This window comes from Photorhabdus sp. RM323S (assembly GCF_042879375.1).
Classification (GTDB): Bacteria; Pseudomonadota; Gammaproteobacteria; order Enterobacterales; family Enterobacteriaceae; genus Photorhabdus; species Photorhabdus tasmaniensis.
Genome location: NZ_JBHFKZ010000004.1, coordinates 19,634 through 37,126 on the forward strand (window position 1 = coordinate 19,634; position 17,493 = coordinate 37,126).

Below are 17,493 nucleotides of genomic sequence, written 5' to 3' on the forward strand. Positions count from 1 at the left end.
TTATATGGTTGATGTAATAAGTACATTAGGAACGTTTTTTCTTTTAGGTTTGGGAGCTGCGGCTCCCGTTGGCCCTATAAATATAGAAATTATGCGCAGACACTTAAATATCAGTTGTCTTCACGCTGTAATTTTCGGTTTAGGCGCTTGCTTTGCCGATATAATTTATTTGTTGCTTTTAGGGGCTGGGGTATTACAATTATTTTCTAATACTATTTTTATGCCTATTTTCGGTTTTTTAGGTTCGTTAATCGTCATTTGGTTTGGTATTACCAGTTTTCTAAATAAGAAAAACGAAGAAAATAGGAATATCATACGAAAGCCCTACCACAGACAGTTTTTTGATGGTGTATTGTTAACACTCTTAAATCCGTACAATGTTATTTTCTGGTTATCTGTAAGTGTACAACTCAACAATATTACATCAGGTAAATACAGTTTATTTATTGGCGCATCAGGTACAATTATTGGTGTTATATTTTGGGTGGCATTGATTAATGCGGTTATATTTTTCTCTAGAAAAATGCTAAACCACCGTGTTATTAAATTTATTAATTATATCAGTGGAGTCATTTTGATTATACTTGGAATCTATTTCTTTTCATATTCAATGACGTTATTCAATCTGAAATTTTCTTAAGTCCGGAAATGCTATGCCTGAGGCTCGAATAACGTTTTTAATCAAACGAAATTTCGTGGAAATCCTTAGGCATTACTTCTAAAACTTGCTGATAAGCGAACGACAGTGGCGATTCAGGGTTAGCAACGGCGAAATTGGGATAGCGCCTCCCAATGTTGTTACTGGCCTCACCGATAATCTCGAAGTTGCGGATCACAGCGTCCTGCACTAACCGGTTGTTTAGGAACGCCAGTTCGTCCATGTCTTCCGTGTAGCTGTCGATTCGCTTGATGGCTTCGAGGATGTGTCGGATCGCGCCAATGTCAAAGAGGGTAGTTTCCGGCGTCGGGTCAATACGCTGACCAAAAGATCAGCATTTTGTTATCAATCTAAAACAGCACCCAAAGGTGCTGTTTAGAATAAGCAATAACTTGTTATCTTCAAACTTAATCGTAGATATTCACGCGATCACGTAACTCTTTGCCAGGTTTAAAATGGGGAACGTATTTACCTTCCAGTTCCACTTTATCACCCGTTTTAGGATTACGACCTACGCGCGCGGCACGGTAGTGAAGAGAAAAACTGCCGAATCCGCGCACCTCTATACGCTCACCATCTGCCAATGTTATTGCCATATGGTCAAGCATTTCTTTCACTGCATCTTCAACGGTTTTGGCCGAAATATGAGATTGCTGGCCAGCAAGTCTTTCGATTAATTCAGACTTGGTCATTAGTACCTCCCTAAACTACCGTACTTGGATAACACTAATGTGATGTGTTATCCACCGTTATTAACTTTAACTACTCGCCTTTAGCTGCTTTGAAAGCTTCAGCCATTGCGTTGTTAGCAAAGTTTGTATCTTCTTGCTTGTTCACAGAAGCAATAGCGTCTTTTTCATCAGCTTCGTCTTTAGCACGAACAGACAAGTTGATTACACGGTTTTTGCGATCAACACCAGTATATTTAGCTTCAACTGCATCACCAACGTTCAGAACCAGAGTTGCATCTTCAACACGGTCACGAGAAGCTTCTGATGCACGCAAGTAACCTTCAACGCCGTCAGCCAGTTCTACTGTGGCGCCTTTAGCATCAACCGCAGTAACTTTACCATTAACAATAGCGCCTTTCTTGTTTACAGACAGGTAGTTATTGAATGGATCTTCCGCCAGTTGCTTGATACCCAGGGAGATACGCTCACGCTCTGCGTCAACTTGCAACACAACAGCAGCAATTTCGTCGCCTTTTTTGTATTCACGAACGGCTTCTTCACCGGTAACGTTCCAGGAGATGTCAGACAGGTGAACCAGGCCGTCGATACCGCCATCCAGACCAATGAAGATACCGAAGTCAGTGATAGACTTGATTTTACCTTCAACACGGTCATTCTTGTTGTGAGTTTCAGCAAACAGCTGCCATGGGTTAGCTTTACACTGTTTCAGACCCAGGGAGATACGGCGGCGTTCTTCGTCAATATCCAGAACCATAACTTCCACAACGTCACCAACATTAACAACTTTGGATGGGTGGATGTTTTTATTGGTCCAGTCCATTTCTGAAACGTGCACCAGACCTTCAACGCCTTCTTCGATTTCTACGAAGCAGCCGTAGTCAGTCAGGTTAGTGACACGGCCTGTCAGTTTAGTTCCTTCTGGGTAACGTTTAGCGATTGCTACCCATGGATCTTCGCCCAGTTGTTTCAAGCCCAAAGATACACGGGTACGCTCACGGTCGAATTTCAGTACTTTAACTGCGATTTCATCGCCCACATTGACGATTTCACTTGGGTGTTTAACACGTTTCCAAGCCATATCAGTAATGTGCAGCAAGCCATCAACGCCGCCCAGATCAACAAAAGCACCGTAGTCAGTCAGGTTCTTAACGATACCTTTAACTTCCATGCCTTCTTGCAGATTTTCCAGCAGTTGATCACGTTCTGCGCTGTTTTCAGATTCGATAACAGCACGACGGGAAACAACTACGTTGTTGCGTTTCTGATCCAGTTTGATGACTTTAAACTCAAGCTCTTTACCTTCCAGGTGAGTCGTATCACGAACTGGACGAACATCAACCAGAGAACCAGGCAGGAATGCACGGATACCGTTCAGTTCGACAGTAAAGCCGCCCTTCACTTTGCCGTTGATGATGCCAGTAACAGTTTCTGCTTCTTCGTAAGCTTTTTCCAGCATCAGCCATGCTTCATGGCGTTTTGCTTTCTCACGGGACAGAACAGTTTCACCGAAACCATCTTCAACAGCGTCTAGCGCAACATCAATTTCATCACCGACCTGGATTTCCAGCTCACCCTGAGCGTTTTTGAACTGTTCTACAGGAATAGCAGATTCTGATTTCAGACCCGCGTCAACCAATACGACATCTTTATCAATAGCAACAACGATGCCGCGAACGATAGCACCTGGACGAGTTTCAATAGATAGCAGGGATTCTTCAAAGAGTTGAGCAAAAGATTCTGTCATGTTAATGATCTTCAAAATTTCAATTTAACGTCCATTTAGCTTCCCGCCGAATGGGGTTGTTTTACATGCCCTGTCACTATTTCCTTGTGACAAGGTTGTTTGGTTTGTGGGAAAACTTTATTAGCCCACATTCCCAATTTTCAGTACATCACCAGCAATTATAAGCTAAAAACTTAAAATTGCTCAGGTAATGTAAGCGTTTTTTTCACATAATTTAGCGCTTTATCGATAACTTCTTCGATAGACATACTGGTTGAATCCAATATTAATGCGTCTTCAGCAGGCGCTAACGGTGCAACTGTCCGGTTACGGTCGCGATAATCACGTTCCTGTATCTCGGATAAAAGACGTTCAAAGTTAACACTAAAGCCCTTTTCCTGCAACTGTAGCATACGTCTGCGCGCTCGTTCTTCGGCGCTGGCATCAAGGAATATTTTCACCGGTGCATCAGAAAACACCACCGTTCCCATATCTCGGCCATCAGCAATCAGACCCGGAGCAATGCGAAAAGCACGCTGACGCCGTAACAATGCCTCACGCACCCGTGGAAAAGCCGCTGCCTGTGAGGCGGTATTTCCCACCGTTTCGGTACGAATTTCATTGCTGACGTCTTCACCCTCAAGTATCACACTTAACTTGCCTTTTTCCGGGACAAAACGGACATCAAGATTAGCTGCCAACGGAACTAACGCGTCTTCACACTGAATATCCACCTGATGATGAATCGCCGCCAGCGCCAACACCCGATAAATAGCACCTGAATCAAGCAGTTGCCAGCCTAAAGCTTTCGCCAGTGCCTGACATAAAGTGCCTTTACCCGCGCCACTTGGCCCATCAACAGTTACTACTGGGGCTATCGCCACCATTATTGTTCTCCTTTCGCATGGCGAATTCATTTTCGCCGGATGCTGAATATTTACTCAATAAAACAATCAATATCTGTAGCTTATTATACGCCCTCAAAGGGGAAGCTAAATAAGCGGATTCTACGGCAAGTAGGTTTTGATCAAAGAAATACGCTTTATTGAGTCATAATTATCGCCAGTTATGACTTTCGCTGGCTTAATCTTTCCAATTGATTGAAATAATCGGGGAAGGTTTTTGCTGTACAACCTGGATCGAGGATAGTAACCGGTGTATCAGACAGAGCCACCAGTGAGAAGCACATTGCCATCCGGTGATCATTATAGGTGCCAATTTCAGCGGGTAGTAATCTTTGTGGCGGTGTAATCCGGATGTAATCTTCCCCTTCTTCTACCTCCGCACCCACTTTACGCAATTCAGTCGCCATTGCATGGAGCCGGTCTGTCTCTTTCACCCGCCAGTTGTATATATTGCGAATAACCGTTTCCCCTTGCGCAAACAGCGCGGTCGTCGCGATTGTCATCGCAGCATCAGGGATCGCATTCATATCCATATCAATGCCAGTCAGGGTACCACGTTCACATTCAACGAAGTCATCACCCCAGCGAATTTCCGCCCCCATTTTTTCCAGGACATTGGCAAATTTGGTATCCCCCTGAAGGCTGTTTTTACCAATTCCAGTCACACGCACACGGCCACCTTTGATTGCCGCCGCCGCCAGAAAATAGGAAGCAGAAGACGCATCACCTTCAACCAGATAGTGGCCCGGAGAGTGGTATTTCTGCCGGCCTTTAATGTGGAAAACCTGATATTGATCGTGACTGACGGTAATTCCAAAACTTTTCATTAGTGCCAGAGTGATATCAATATAAGGTTTGGAAACCAATTCACCCTGAATATGAATTTCAGAATCATTTTCTGCCAATGGCGCGGTCATGAGCAACGCAGTCAGAAACTGACTGGAAACACGACCATCTACGGTCACTTTGCCGCCAATAAAGCCGCCTTTAATGTGTAACGGCGGATAATTTCCCTGCTCCAGATAATCAATTTCTGCGCCCCCTTGACGTAAAGCATCCACAAGATGACCAATCGGGCGCTCTTTCATCCGGGGTTCGCCAGTAAGAATGACGTCATTTTTGCCAAGGCATAAAGCCGCCGCTAATGGGCGCATTGCGGTGCCGGCATTGCCAAGAAACAGTTCTACCGGCCCTTTGCTGGTAATCACCCCACCCATACCGTCAACTTCACAACAGGTACGATCATCAGACAAACGATAGCTGACCCCCAATGCCGTCAAAGCATTGAGCATATGGCGAATATCATCACTATCCAGCAAGTTAGTTAGACAAGTCGTGCCTTTGGCGAAAGCCGCCAATAATAGTGCACGGTTGGAAACACTTTTTGACCCTGGCAGGTTAATAGTTCCATTAATGGAGAAAATAGGTTGTAGCGTCAGGGATTGCATAAATAACAGGATCTCCGATTCTCAATTAAATTTAAGTATAAGTGAGTTATTTTTATGTTTGAGGAAATATTTCCTTAACCCTGAATATTCCGGGAACATTTGCTCCCGGTCATGGTTGGCAAGTTAGCCGTTACGGCGCTCAAAATCAGCCATAAAATCAACCAAAGCCTGAACCCCTTCTATCGGCATAGCATTATAAATAGAAGCACGCATACCGCCGGAAACACGGTGTCCTTTCAGTGCCTGCAAACCTTGAGCCTCTGCTTCTGCCAGAAATTTGCTGTCCAGTGAAGCATCTGCCATCTGGAACGGTACATTCATCAGGGAACGATTTTCAGGGGCAATCTGGTTGCGATAGAAATCACTGTTATCAATGGCATGATAAAGCAGCCCGGCTTTGGCTTGGTTACGTTTTGCCATTTCTTGTACCCCACCTTGCGCTTTCAGCCACTTGAAAACCAAGCCGGAGAGATACCAAGCAAAAGTTGGCGGTGTGTTGAACATGGAGTCACACGCCGCCAGAACGGTATAGTCAAAAATCGACGGGGTTTCTTTACGAGCTTTACCTAATAAATCTTCACGAACAATAACCAGTGTGAGCCCCGCCGGACCAATATTTTTCTGCGCTCCAGCATAAATCATACTGTAACAGCTAACATCCAACGGCCCTGAAAGAATAGAGGAAGAGTAATCCGCAATAATAACTTGATTATCATTAAAATCCGGCTTTTCATGAATTGCGATACCGTCAATAGTTTCATTCGGGCAATAATGAACATAAGCCGCATCATTGCTTAATGACCATTCGCTCATTGGTTTGACACCTTTCAAACCATTAATGTCGGTTTTGATATTAATCACATTCGGCGTACAATATTTTTTTGCTTCTTTGACTGCACATTCAGCCCAGTAACCGCCATCAATATAATCCGCTTTAACCTTGTCACCCAGCAAGTTCATTGGAGCAGCGGCAAATTGACCGCGGGCACCACCGTGGCAAAACAATACCTTATAATTTTCAGGCACTGATAATAAATCCCGTAGATCCTGTTCTGCTTCCTTTGCTACAGCAATAAATTCTTTACTACGGTGACTGACTTCCATAATCGAAGTCCCGATACCATGCCAGTTACAAAGTTCCTGTTCTGCTCTGCGCAATACTTCAACCGGTAACATTGCTGGGCCTGCACTGAAATTATATACCTGACTCATTTACCTCACCCTATTTGACGAAATAATAATGATAACAACAAGAACCCGATATATCGGTTGTATCATTCCCATTTCGTCGCTGCAACGGTTATTGGATATTAAACAAAGATAAGCGGAAAATAACGTGTGTTGACAACATAATGAGAGTTTGATGGGAAAACAACGTATTCAAGGCGCTGTATTTTACAGCGCCCGCACTTAACTTTTATCTCCCCAATAATCAGGGAACGATAACTCAATATTTAACAAACATTTCGTGAATTTTTACCGGATTATGAGTTTTAGTCAGTGCTAATTGTAAAAGCACTCTGGCTTTTTGCGGATTCAGACGTTCAGACGCGACAAAACCATATTTGCTATCATCCACTTCCGCATCCTGGGTGACATACCCCACCGGTACACGGCTTGATCTCACGACCACAACCCCATCTTTAGCAGCCTGAGCGAGGGTATCAAAAATCGTTTTGTACATATTACCGTTACCCACACCAGCGCTGATAATCCCTTGGTAACCATCATTTAGCAAAGCTTTCGCTGGCAGATCAGAAGCATTAGCATAGTTATAAACAATCCCGACTTTTGGCAGCTTATCCAGTTTACTGACATCAAAAATAGCCTTATCCGCTCTCGGTTTAGCTTCAGCGTAATAATTGACCTTACCATTATGAACAAAGCCTTCCGCGCCGGCATTAATTGGCTGGAATGCCTGAACTTCAGTGGTACTCATTTTCACCACGGTACGCCCACTGATAACCGTATCATTCATTGCCATTAACACGCCACGCTTAGCTGATGCTTTATCTCCCGCAACGACCACTGCGTTGTACAGGTTTAACGGGCCATCAGCACCCAGCGCCGTAGATGGACGCATTGCGCCAACCATGACAATCGGTTTTTGACATTGGGTCGTCAGATCGAGGAAATAAGCCGTTTCTTCCATCGTATCTGTGCCATGTGTGATAACAAAACCATCGGTTTTGTCGCAATCAGCATTGATTTTTTTCGCCAAGGTTAGCCACACCTGATCATTCATATCCTGCGAGCCAATACTCACCACCTGCTCACCTTTCAGGTTAGCGATATCTTTGATCTCAGGAACAGCGTTGACTAATGCATCAATCCCTACTTTTCCAGCGACATAGGTGGATTCAGTTGCAGATTTCCCTCCACCTGCAATCGTTCCTCCTGTTGCCAAAAGCGTAATATTTGGCAAAGCAAATGCAGAACCGCTGATTAATGCTAATAAACTTGCTAAAGCTGTGTGTTTCATCTTTTTCATGCCGCTTCCTTAAGAAAAAATATCCTGTTTGATTATGAACAATGATATCAATAAATCTGTGATGTATACTAGACTTTAGCTACTGAAAAAAAACTCGTATGATGAGCGTTTTGTAATGGGCTCTCATAAGTGAATATCATGACGCAAACCTTCATTCCCGGCAAAGACGCCGCACTGGAAGATTCGATCAATATCTTTCAGCAAAAACTGCAACATCTTGGCTTTAATATCGAAGAAGCCTCTTGGCTGAATCCGGTTCCTCATGTCTGGTCAGTGCATATCCGTGACCGCGACTGCCCTTTATGTTTCACCAACGGCAAAGGGGCAAGTAAGAAGGCCGCTCTAGCTTCTGCTTTAGGGGAGTATTTTGAACGTTTGTCAACCAACTATTTTTTTGCTGATTTCTACTTAGGACACGCTATCGCTAACGGTGATTTTGTCCATTATCCCAATGAAAAATGGTTTGCTTTACCAGATGATGATTCCTTGCCAGAAGGCATTCTGGATGCCCGGTTACGTCAGTTTTACGATCCTGAGAATGATTTATGTGCAAGTCAGTTAGTTGATTTGCAATCAGGTAATGAAGAGCGCGGAATCTGCTCACTGCCGTTTACCCGTCAATCTGATCATCATACCGTTTATATTCCAATGAATATTATTGGCAATCTTTATGTTTCCAATGGTATGTCAGCAGGCAATACAGTTAATGAAGCCAGAGTCCAAGGGTTATCAGAAGTTTTTGAACGCTATGTAAAAAACCGGATTATCGCAGAAGGCATCAGCCTGCCAGAAATTCCCCAGGAAGTGATGAATCGTTATCCTGGGGTTGTTGAAGCAGTTAACAAATTACAGGATGAAGGCTTCCCGCTCTATTGTTATGACGCTTCTCTTGGTGGGCAATTCCCGGTTATTTGCGTGGTTCTGTTTAACCCCAATAATGGTACTTGTTTCGCCTCTTTTGGTGCTCATCCTGAATTTGGTGTGGCACTGGAACGTACAGTTACCGAACTGTTGCAGGGCCGTAGCCTGAAAGATCTGGATGTGTTCAATGCCCCCACTTTCGATAATGAAGAAATTGCGGAACAGACTAATCTGGAAACCCACTTTATTGATTCGAGCGGATTAATCAGTTGGGATCTATTCAAACAAGCTGCTGATTATACATTTGCTGACTGGAATTTCAGCGGCACTACAGAAGAAGAATTTGCCACCTTGATGGCTATTTTCAAACAACTGGATGCGGAAGTTTATATTGCTGACTACGAGCACCTTGGTGTTTATGCCTGCCGTATTCTGGTACCGGGTATGTCTGATATTTATCCTGTGGAAGATTTGCATATTGCCAATAACACCATGGGGATCCATCTACGGGAAACTTTATTCGCGCTACCGGATAGTCAATGGCGACCGGAGGAATATCTGGCACTGCTTGAACAATTAGATGAAGAAGGTCTGGACGATTTTACCCGTATCCGTGAACTACTTGGTATTGCGGTTGGTAAAGATAATGGCTGGAGCAATTTACGTATTGGTGAATTGAAATCCATGTTGGCGCTGGCAGCGGGTGATCTGGAACAGGCGCTGATTTGGGTAGAATGGACTCAGGATTTTAACGCCTCAGTCTTTACGATAGAACGGGCTAACTATTATCGCTGTCTGCAAACACTGCTTTTACTTGCTTTGGAAGCAGATAAAGAACCTTCGCAATATTACCAGGCATTCATAAAAATGTACGGGCAAGATGCTGTTGAAGCAGCGTCAGCAGCGGTTGCGGGTGAAACGTGTTTTTATGGCCTGTGGTCAATCGATTCAGATTTAAAATCACTGTCTGCTCATCAGGCTTTATTAGCCGCTTATGAGAAGCTGCAAAAAGCAAAATATCACTTCTGGAATGCCAAATAATATTCAATTTGGCTGAAAAGATGATTCAGTATTAAAAGTAGAATTCAGGTTAAATTAAGCTTATTTAAAACAACAAATAAATAACAAATTAACCTGAAATTTTACTTATTGAATTGCCTTTCAATTGGCAAATAAAAAAATACAATAAAATTTAAAAAAAATTTAATCAACGTAACTCAATAAATTAATTAGCATTTTATCCATTCAATCCCATCAAAACCGCGTTTGCTCGATGAGGATTATGATCTATATCAAATTTAGCGCCAAGCACCTTTGTTACTATCATTACGTACAATAACTAATGAATAATAAAGAGAATGTTAGTATGCGAGCTGACAACCCTTTTAACTTATTGCCACCTGCTGTAATGACGCAAATCGCCGATGATATTGGTGTTTATAAAACCACCAAACATCCTGCAATAACTTATATATCAGCCATCACTGCCGGGGTTTTTATTTCTATTGCGTTTGTCTTTTATATTACCGCCACCACAGGAACCTCCTCTGTCCCTTATGGGTTAGCTAAATTAGTTGGCGGGATCTGTTTTTCCCTCGGATTAATGCTCGTTGTCGTTTGTGGCGCAGACTTATTTACTTCCACTGTGCTCACCATTATTGCCAAAGCAACCGGACGGATAACCTGGAACCAAATGTTTAAAAACTGGATTAACGTTTATTTGGGTAATTTGATTGGTGCGCTATTTTTTGTCGCAGTGATATGGTTTGCCGGTCAATATAATGTTGCTAACGGATTATGGGGCCTGAATGTGCTACAAACGGCTGACCATAAAGTACATCACACGTTTATTGAAGCCCTGTCTTTAGGCATTCTCGCCAATCTGATGGTTTGTCTCGCCGTTTGGATGAGTTATGCCGGGCGTAGTTTGATGGACAAAATATTTGTCATGATTTTGCCTGTGAGTATGTTTGTTGCCAGCGGCTTTGAGCACAGTATTGCTAACATGTTTTTAATTCCGCTTGGTATTGTTATTAAGCATTTCGCACCTACTGAATTCTGGTTCAATGTGGGTGCTACACCTGAACAATTTTCTCAACTCACTATTTCACACTTTATTACCAATAATTTAATTCCGGTCACTATCGGTAATATTATCGGCGGCGCAATTTTGGTGGGTTTGACTTACTGGTTAATTTATCTGCGTAGTGAGCAAAAACATTAATTCGCTCCCTCGCCGGGTTTCTCAAAAGTTCGATTATTAAAAGGGTAGAAGTATCATGACTGAATTAAATGGAAAATTCTCTGTAGCATGGCAAGGTTTTAATCAGGGTGATTGGCAGAACGAGGTTAATGTTCGTGACTTCATCCAAAAAAACTATACACCATATGAGGGTGATGAATCTTTCCTGGCAGGTTCAACCAAAGCAACTGATGCCCTGTGGGAAAAAGTCATGGAAGGTATAAAAATCGAAAACCGTACTCACGCGCCGGTTGATTTTGATACTGATGTTGCTGCTACTATTACCTCTCATGATGCGGGTTACATCGAAAAAGATTTGGAAACCATCGTCGGCCTGCAAACTGAAGCCCCGCTAAAACGCGCCCTGATCCCATTTGGCGGCATCAAAATGGTAGAAGGTTCATGTAAAGTTTATGGCCGTGAACTTGATCCTAAATTAAAACAGATTTTCACTGAATATCGTAAGACGCATAATCAGGGTGTGTTCGATGTTTACACACCAGATATTTTAAAATGCCGGAAATCCGGGATCCTGACGGGTCTGCCTGATGCCTATGGCCGTGGTCGTATCATTGGTGACTATCGCCGGGTTGCGGTATACGGTATCGACTATCTACGTGATGATAAACTCGCCCAATTCAATTCGTTGCAGGAAAAACTGGAAAACGGTGAAGATCTGGCGATAACCATTCAGTTACGGGAAGAGATTGCCGAACAGCATCGTGCTCTGAATCACATTAAAGAGATGGCCGCTAAATACGGCTATGATATTTCGGGTCCCGCAACTAACGCTAAAGAAGCGGTACAGTGGACTTACTTCGCTTATTTGGCCGCAGTCAAATCTCAAAATGGTGCTGCAATGTCCTTCGGACGCGTATCCAGCTTTCTGGATATCTACATTGAGCGGGACCTGAAAGCCGGTAAACTGACAGAAATCGAAGCGCAGGAATTGATCGACCATCTGGTCATGAAACTGCGGATGGTTCGTTTCCTGCGTACACCTGAATATGATGAACTGTTCTCCGGTGATCCTATCTGGGCAACAGAATCTCTGGCTGGTATGGGAGTGGATGGTCGTACTCTGGTGACCAAAAACAGTTTCCGTTTCCTGAACACTTTATACACCATGGGCCCATCGCCCGAACCCAACATGACTATTCTGTGGTCTGAAAAATTGCCGGTAAGTTTCAAAAAGTTCGCAGCAAAAGTTTCCATCGACACCTCATCTTTACAGTATGAGAACGATGATCTGATGCGTCCTGATTTCAATAACGATGATTACGCTATCGCCTGTTGTGTCAGCCCGATGATTGTGGGTAAACAGATGCAATTTTTTGGTGCCCGCGCAAACCTGGCGAAAACCATGCTGTACGCCATTAACGGTGGCGTGGATGAAAAGCTGAAAATGCAGGTTGGCCCGAAAGAAGAGCCAATGCAAGATGAAGTCCTTGATTACGACAACGTGATGGCCCGTCTGGATCATTTTATGGATTGGCTGGCAAAACAGTATGTTACGGCACTGAATATCATCCACTATATGCATGATAAATACAGCTACGAAGCCGCACTGATGGCGCTGCATGACCGTGATGTTTACCGTACTATGGCATGTGGTATTGCCGGCCTATCTGTCGCTGCTGATTCACTATCTGCAATCAAATATGCCAAAGTTTCGCCAATCCGCGACGAAGACGGTTTAGCTATTGATTTCAACATTGAAGGTGAATACCCACAATTCGGTAACAATGATTCACGGGTTGATGATATCGCCTGTGATCTGGTTAAACGCTTCATGAAGAAAATCCAGAAGCTGAAGACTTACCGTAACGCAGTGCCTACTCAATCGGTTCTGACCATCACTTCTAACGTAGTATATGGCAAAAAAACCGGTAACACGCCTGATGGACGTCGCGCTGGCGCGCCATTTGGACCAGGTGCCAACCCAATGCATGGGCGTGACCAGAAAGGGGCTGTCGCTTCTCTGACATCTGTTGCTAAACTGCCATTCGCCTATGCGAAAGATGGTATCTCTTATACTTTCTCTATCGTACCGAATGCGTTAGGTAAAGATGATGAGGCACGTAAAACTAACCTGGCAGGTCTGATGGATGGCTACTTCCACCACGAAGCAGCAGTTGAAGGTGGTCAACATCTGAACGTCAACGTGATGAACCGAGACATGTTGCTGGATGCAATGGAAAACCCTGAAAAATATCCTCAGTTAACCATTCGGGTATCCGGTTATGCCGTGCGTTTCAACTCATTGACAAAAGAACAGCAACGGGATGTGATCACCCGTACTTTCACACAATCTATGTAATAATGTGTTGCTAAAAGGCCCTGAATTTTGGGGCCTTTATCTATTTATCCCGTCAGTTTTGGAGCAATCCTGTTATGTCCGTACTTGGCCGTATCCACTCTTCCGAATCCTGCGGTACCGTTGATGGCCCAGGTATCCGGTTTATCGTCTTTTTTCAGGGCTGTCTGATGCGCTGCCTCTATTGCCATAACCGCGACACATGGGACACCCACGGTGGTAAAGAAGTCACTGTCGAAGAATTGATGAAAGAGGCCACAACCTATCGTCATTTTATGAACGCATCAGGCGGCGGCGTTACCGCATCAGGTGGTGAAGCCATTCTTCAAGCTGAATTTGTACGTGACTGGTTTAAAGCCTGTCGTGCCGAAAGTATTCAAACCTGTCTTGATACCAATGGATTTGTCCGCCGCTATGATCCGGTTATTGATGAACTGATGGACGCAACTGATCTTGTTATGCTTGATTTGAAACAGATTAATGATGAAATCCACCAAAAGCTGGTAGGTGTTTCAAATCACCGCACTTTGGAGTTTGCCCGCTATCTGGCTAAACGTAATCAAAAAACCTGGATTCGTTACGTTGTCGTCCCAGGCTGGTCTGATGATGATGAATCCGCTCATATGCTGGGTGAATTTACCAGGGATATGAAAAATATTGAGAAAATTGAGCTTCTGCCTTATCACGAACTGGGTAAACATAAATGGATTACTATGGGTGAGGAATATAAGCTGGAAGGTGTTAAACCTCCTGCAAAAGAGACAATGGACAGAGTTAAAGGTATTTTGGAAAGGTATGGGCATAAGGTTGTGTATTGAATTTCTTAACCTCCACTCCTGAAATGAAATATGAAGTACAGTAAAGCTGAAAATCGGATTAGTCCGGTTCTCAAGATTAAAATAAAAAAGGAAACATCTATCAATTCAGGCATAATCTCTCCGAAAGACAGAGATGCATTCAGGAAATAATCGAAGAACTGGTATTTATATTTCCACGCTAACTCTCCTGCGTCTAAAACGCTCTTAAAAAAACACCCTTAAAAACAAAAATAAATATTGACTTACAATTTACATTGTGTATTTTTATTATATCGCGCTATATTAAGTTAAGCTTCAAAGAAACAGGTGGTTTGTTTTGGATACTTTAGATGAATTCTACGAAAGAAATCCTTGGGCCAGAGGGTACTTTGATAATAGTACCAATGAAGAAAGGAAACTTCTGAAAATTCAGATGGATAAACAAAATGAGTTGATGGTGCTCATGGACAGAGTTGCCAACAAATATATGAAATGGAGCCTGGCTAAAGACCATTTTATTCATGAAGTTATTGCTTATTCTGAAGATATCACCGCAAAGATAAATACCGGGGAGCTTTCGATCTCTGAGGCAATAGCGTCGTTAGATGAAGAGATGCAATCGTTAGAAAAACAGGATGCAATGCTTTCTCAAAAGAGAGTAAGGCAAGCTATCATTGTAAAGAAAAAATCACCAGATGAGAATACTAAAAGCAGAAAAGATGAAGTAGTCAATTTGATTATTGCATGGATTGGATTTGTATCTGGAAGTATACAATTCCTTAGTGGGTTTATTACTATTGATTCCCTTGTTGGGGCAGCGCCAGGAGCACTATTAATGGCTCATGGCTTTAATAACATTATTGAAAATGGGCATTATATCCTTTATCGTGAGAGCTATACTGGACCGGTTAAATTTGTCTATGAAGGGGTTGGAGAAAAAGCTTTTGGGATGGATAAGAGCAATGCTGATGTGATATATACATCTGTTGATGTTGGTATGTCCCTGAATGGATTACTTGGCTATAAACTCGAGCCAGATAGTCAAAGATTATATCGGTATATAAATGCTGATCTGCTTGTTGGTTTGAAGCGACAAGGTATAGAAACTATGAATTATAAAGAGATTGCTTTAGAAATCACAGGTGATCTGAATACCGTTTATGGGCAATATAGATCGTATTGAAGGAAGGATAGAATGGTAGATTATTTATACATTATTTTTTCTTTACTTGCGTTTTATCCTCTATATATTGCTTTTAAAAAACTTTTAACCCCCTATGATGTTTATATTAACTTTTCAGCTGTATTGCTTATGGTAGCATCTAATCTTTTCCATATACATGTTTTCTATACTAGTCGGATTCCATTTTTGGGTGTGTCCATATCAGATAATGACTTCATGTTTTACAGTCCTTTTGTACTATCTTGGTTGTGTACCATTACCTTCATGATCGCACACAGCAGACATTATAGAAAAAACAAATGGTAATTTTACAGGTGAAATAAATTAATGTCTGCGACCATGTCATTATTTATCTTTAGGTTATTTAAATATCATTTCTTATATAACAACAAGATAAGATACCATAAAGCAAATATAATATTAATTTAGCATGATGAGTTGCAATACAGATCATACTGATGATTTTTGCAGGTAAAATAAAGCTATTTTACCTGCAAATAGATTAATAAATGCGATCATCCCAAATACTATAAGCACTAGTCCCTGCTATATGATGAGTCCATGTGATACTCTTATATCGCAAAGAGATCGTTTCTTGCGGCTGAGAACCCGCATGTGTTATCGAATGAGGATGATAAATAGCTAAATCAGTTATCGTCGCCCCAATCACTTTTATGGTGTAATACAATTCCAGAATCCCGGCTTGATTCGCTCTATAACCATCAAAGATGGCATCCAATACTTCATTATCTGAAATCGCTACCCCTAAAAGCGGTGACGACTTATCAATAGGCTTTTTAAATGTTATCGGATGATGATTAACATTCTGCTCTCTGGTTAGAGAGTGCGCAAGGCTATATACAAATATCTGGTCTATATGATCCAATTGACCTTTATTTCCAATTGAATCTATAGACGAACAACCTGCCGATATTAATCCCTGTTTATGGCCCTTTAAGGTTAAATAAATTAAGTCTGACATATATACTCCTACTTAGTGCTCAAATATCGATGAATTACCATTAACACCAGCCTCCATTCTACATAAAAAAAAACCAAATAGAATTAAAATTTATGATTTAAGGGATATGTTTCGATTAAACTCAGACATTAAATTATATTGAAACACTTTGTTACAATTATTTACAACTTAATACAATTAGAAACACTCAGCAATACATTGAATTCAAATCGACCAGAATTTTTGTCTTATTCATTATAATTAGCACTTGTCGATTAACGAAATTAATATAATATATACTCAGATTTCTCAAATAGTGATGTCTTTTCAAATGAAGACAAGAAAAAGCTATTTAGCCTATTACTAACTAACAGATAAACTGGAAAATTCATGAATAATCAAGATCTAAGTTCTAATCCCAACATACCTGACAATAAAGAAGTGTTTATTCCTGGTGGTCAATCCCTTGATGGGGGAAGTGGAATAAAATGGATTGGTCAGGCATGGAATCTCGTCAAAAACAAATTAGGCATGTGGGTACTGCTCAATATTATCTATCTGGCTATTATTATAGGTCTCCAGATAATTCCTCTTCTTGGGTTGTTCGCTGGAGTCTTGGGCCCAATATTTATTGGCGGTATTATTGCGGTGTGTGAAAAACAGAGAACTACCGGACAATTTGAGCTAGGGCTGTTATTCAGTGGATTTCAGAAAAATTTTACATCACTGCTTTGCGTTGGTGCTTTATCATTTGGCATTATAATCCTTGGCGTAATCGCAGCACTCATTGTCGGCGGTGATACAATGATTCATACCTTATTATCCAGCCAACAAGGGAACATTTCAGCCGAAATGCTCCAACATAGCCTATCTACGCTATTTCTCAGTACCTTTGTTATATTCATCTTCTACATCGTTGGCCTCGCTTTAACCTGGTTTGCACCAGCATTAATCATTATCCATAATTTGAAATTTGGTGCTGCCATGTCAATGAGCCTGGAAGCCGTGAAAAAGAATTTGTTACCAGGTTTCCTATTCTTCATGACTATCGGCTTAATTTTCATGATCTCCGCAATTCCTTTAGGTTTAGGCCTCTTAATCTCTATGCCACTATTTTTGGTTAGCTATTACTCCTCTTATCGCAGCATTTTTATCGGTAAGGAGAAATCATCTACTTTAATTATCTAAAAGACATATCTACTATTTGCTGAAAAA

Annotated in this window: 15 protein-coding genes; 7 read left to right on the top strand and 8 right to left on the bottom strand. The window is 41.9% G+C overall.

What is annotated here, in order from left to right:
- The first annotated feature begins 4 nt into the window (after window positions 1-4).
- Window positions 5-640: a LysE family translocator gene (locus ACGF7G_RS03010; RefSeq protein WP_387463453.1), complete on the top strand. Its 636-nt coding sequence runs from the start codon at window positions 5-7 to the stop codon at window positions 638-640.
- Window positions 641-677: 37 nt separating this feature from the next.
- On the opposite strand, the gene ACGF7G_RS03015 is transcribed toward ACGF7G_RS03010, so the two are convergent.
- From ACGF7G_RS03015 to ansB, 7 genes are all read right to left on the bottom strand, one after another.
- Window positions 678-974 (bottom strand): DUF86 domain-containing protein, encoded by a 297-nt coding sequence (locus tag ACGF7G_RS03015; RefSeq protein WP_387463589.1) that lies wholly within the window; start codon window positions 972-974, stop codon window positions 678-680.
- Between the two features lie 91 nt (window positions 975-1,065).
- Entirely contained in the window at window positions 1,066-1,350 is a 285-nt protein-coding gene (gene ihfB, locus ACGF7G_RS03020) for an integration host factor subunit beta (RefSeq protein ID WP_021325190.1), read from the bottom strand.
- Window positions 1,351-1,420: 70 nt separating this feature from the next.
- Window positions 1,421-3,094: a 30S ribosomal protein S1 gene (gene rpsA / locus ACGF7G_RS03025; RefSeq protein ID WP_133814544.1), complete on the bottom strand. Its 1,674-nt coding sequence runs from the start codon at window positions 3,092-3,094 to the stop codon at window positions 1,421-1,423.
- 173 nt (window positions 3,095-3,267) lie between these two features.
- On the bottom strand, window positions 3,268-3,960 hold the full coding sequence (gene cmk, locus ACGF7G_RS03030; protein WP_133814543.1) for a (d)CMP kinase: 693 nt from the start codon (window positions 3,958-3,960) through the stop codon (window positions 3,268-3,270).
- 179 nt (window positions 3,961-4,139) lie between these two features.
- Window positions 4,140-5,426 (bottom strand): 3-phosphoshikimate 1-carboxyvinyltransferase, encoded by a 1,287-nt coding sequence (gene aroA / locus ACGF7G_RS03035; RefSeq protein WP_387463454.1) that lies wholly within the window; start codon window positions 5,424-5,426, stop codon window positions 4,140-4,142.
- A 123-nt stretch (window positions 5,427-5,549) separates the two neighbouring features.
- Window positions 5,550-6,638, bottom strand: a complete 1,089-nt coding sequence (gene serC / locus ACGF7G_RS03040) for a 3-phosphoserine/phosphohydroxythreonine transaminase (protein WP_387463456.1) — start codon at window positions 6,636-6,638, stop codon at window positions 5,550-5,552.
- A gap of 235 nt (window positions 6,639-6,873) precedes the next feature.
- Entirely contained in the window at window positions 6,874-7,917 is a 1,044-nt protein-coding gene (ansB, locus tag ACGF7G_RS03045) for an L-asparaginase 2 (RefSeq protein ID WP_387463457.1), read from the bottom strand.
- Between the two features lie 138 nt (window positions 7,918-8,055).
- On the opposite strand from ansB, the gene ycaO reads away from it, so the two are divergent.
- The 5 genes from ycaO (at window position 8,056) to ACGF7G_RS03070 (ending at window position 15,317) form a co-directional block, all read left to right on the top strand.
- Window positions 8,056-9,819, top strand: coding sequence for a 30S ribosomal protein S12 methylthiotransferase accessory factor YcaO (gene ycaO / locus ACGF7G_RS03050; RefSeq protein WP_387463459.1), 1,764 nt, complete (start codon window positions 8,056-8,058; stop codon window positions 9,817-9,819).
- Window positions 9,820-10,144: 325 nt separating this feature from the next.
- Complete coding sequence (gene focA, locus ACGF7G_RS03055) at window positions 10,145-11,002, top strand: formate transporter FocA (protein ID WP_387463460.1); 858 nt, start codon at window positions 10,145-10,147, stop codon at window positions 11,000-11,002.
- 55 nt (window positions 11,003-11,057) lie between these two features.
- Window positions 11,058-13,340 (top strand): formate C-acetyltransferase, encoded by a 2,283-nt coding sequence (pflB, locus tag ACGF7G_RS03060; RefSeq protein WP_387463461.1) that lies wholly within the window; start codon window positions 11,058-11,060, stop codon window positions 13,338-13,340.
- Window positions 13,341-13,414: 74 nt separating this feature from the next.
- Window positions 13,415-14,155 carry a pyruvate formate lyase 1-activating protein gene (gene pflA, locus ACGF7G_RS03065; protein WP_133814536.1) on the top strand — a complete coding sequence of 247 codons (741 nt, stop codon included), beginning with the start codon at window positions 13,415-13,417 and terminating at the stop codon, window positions 14,153-14,155.
- Between the two features lie 316 nt (window positions 14,156-14,471).
- Window positions 14,472-15,317 (top strand): DUF4225 domain-containing protein, encoded by an 846-nt coding sequence (locus ACGF7G_RS03070; RefSeq protein WP_387463463.1) that lies wholly within the window; start codon window positions 14,472-14,474, stop codon window positions 15,315-15,317.
- Window positions 15,318-15,819: 502 nt separating this feature from the next.
- Here ACGF7G_RS03070 and ACGF7G_RS03075 read toward each other — a convergent pair.
- A complete protein-coding gene (locus ACGF7G_RS03075) occupies window positions 15,820-16,299 on the bottom strand; it encodes an Hcp family type VI secretion system effector (RefSeq protein WP_166295830.1) in 480 nt (159 codons plus the stop codon).
- Between the two features lie 369 nt (window positions 16,300-16,668).
- On the opposite strand from ACGF7G_RS03075, the gene ACGF7G_RS03080 reads away from it, so the two are divergent.
- The gene (locus tag ACGF7G_RS03080; RefSeq protein WP_387463465.1) at window positions 16,669-17,466 is read left to right on the top strand and encodes a BPSS1780 family membrane protein; all 798 of its coding nucleotides are present in this window, start codon (window positions 16,669-16,671) and stop codon (window positions 17,464-17,466) included.
- The last annotated feature ends 27 nt before the right edge of the window (window positions 17,467-17,493 follow it).

Coding starts and splice junctions, on each gene's coding strand:
- cmk (WP_133814543.1), bottom strand. CDS start 3,960: ATGGTGGCGATAGCCCCAGTAGTAACTGTTGATGGGCCAAGTGGCGCG.
- ACGF7G_RS03010 (WP_387463453.1), top strand. CDS start 5: ATGGTTGATGTAATAAGTACATTAGGAACGTTTTTTCTTTTAGGTTTG.
- ansB (WP_387463457.1), bottom strand. CDS start 7,917: ATGAAAAAGATGAAACACACAGCTTTAGCAAGTTTATTAGCATTAATC.
- focA (WP_387463460.1), top strand. CDS start 10,145: ATGCGAGCTGACAACCCTTTTAACTTATTGCCACCTGCTGTAATGACG.
- serC (WP_387463456.1), bottom strand. CDS start 6,638: ATGAGTCAGGTATATAATTTCAGTGCAGGCCCAGCAATGTTACCGGTT.
- aroA (WP_387463454.1), bottom strand. CDS start 5,426: ATGCAATCCCTGACGCTACAACCTATTTTCTCCATTAATGGAACTATT.
- ACGF7G_RS03075 (WP_166295830.1), bottom strand. CDS start 16,299: ATGTCAGACTTAATTTATTTAACCTTAAAGGGCCATAAACAGGGATTA.
- pflB (WP_387463461.1), top strand. CDS start 11,058: ATGACTGAATTAAATGGAAAATTCTCTGTAGCATGGCAAGGTTTTAAT.
- ycaO (WP_387463459.1), top strand. CDS start 8,056: ATGACGCAAACCTTCATTCCCGGCAAAGACGCCGCACTGGAAGATTCG.
- ihfB (WP_021325190.1), bottom strand. CDS start 1,350: ATGACCAAGTCTGAATTAATCGAAAGACTTGCTGGCCAGCAATCTCAT.
- pflA (WP_133814536.1), top strand. CDS start 13,415: ATGTCCGTACTTGGCCGTATCCACTCTTCCGAATCCTGCGGTACCGTT.
- ACGF7G_RS03080 (WP_387463465.1), top strand. CDS start 16,669: ATGAATAATCAAGATCTAAGTTCTAATCCCAACATACCTGACAATAAA.
- rpsA (WP_133814544.1), bottom strand. CDS start 3,094: ATGACAGAATCTTTTGCTCAACTCTTTGAAGAATCCCTGCTATCTATT.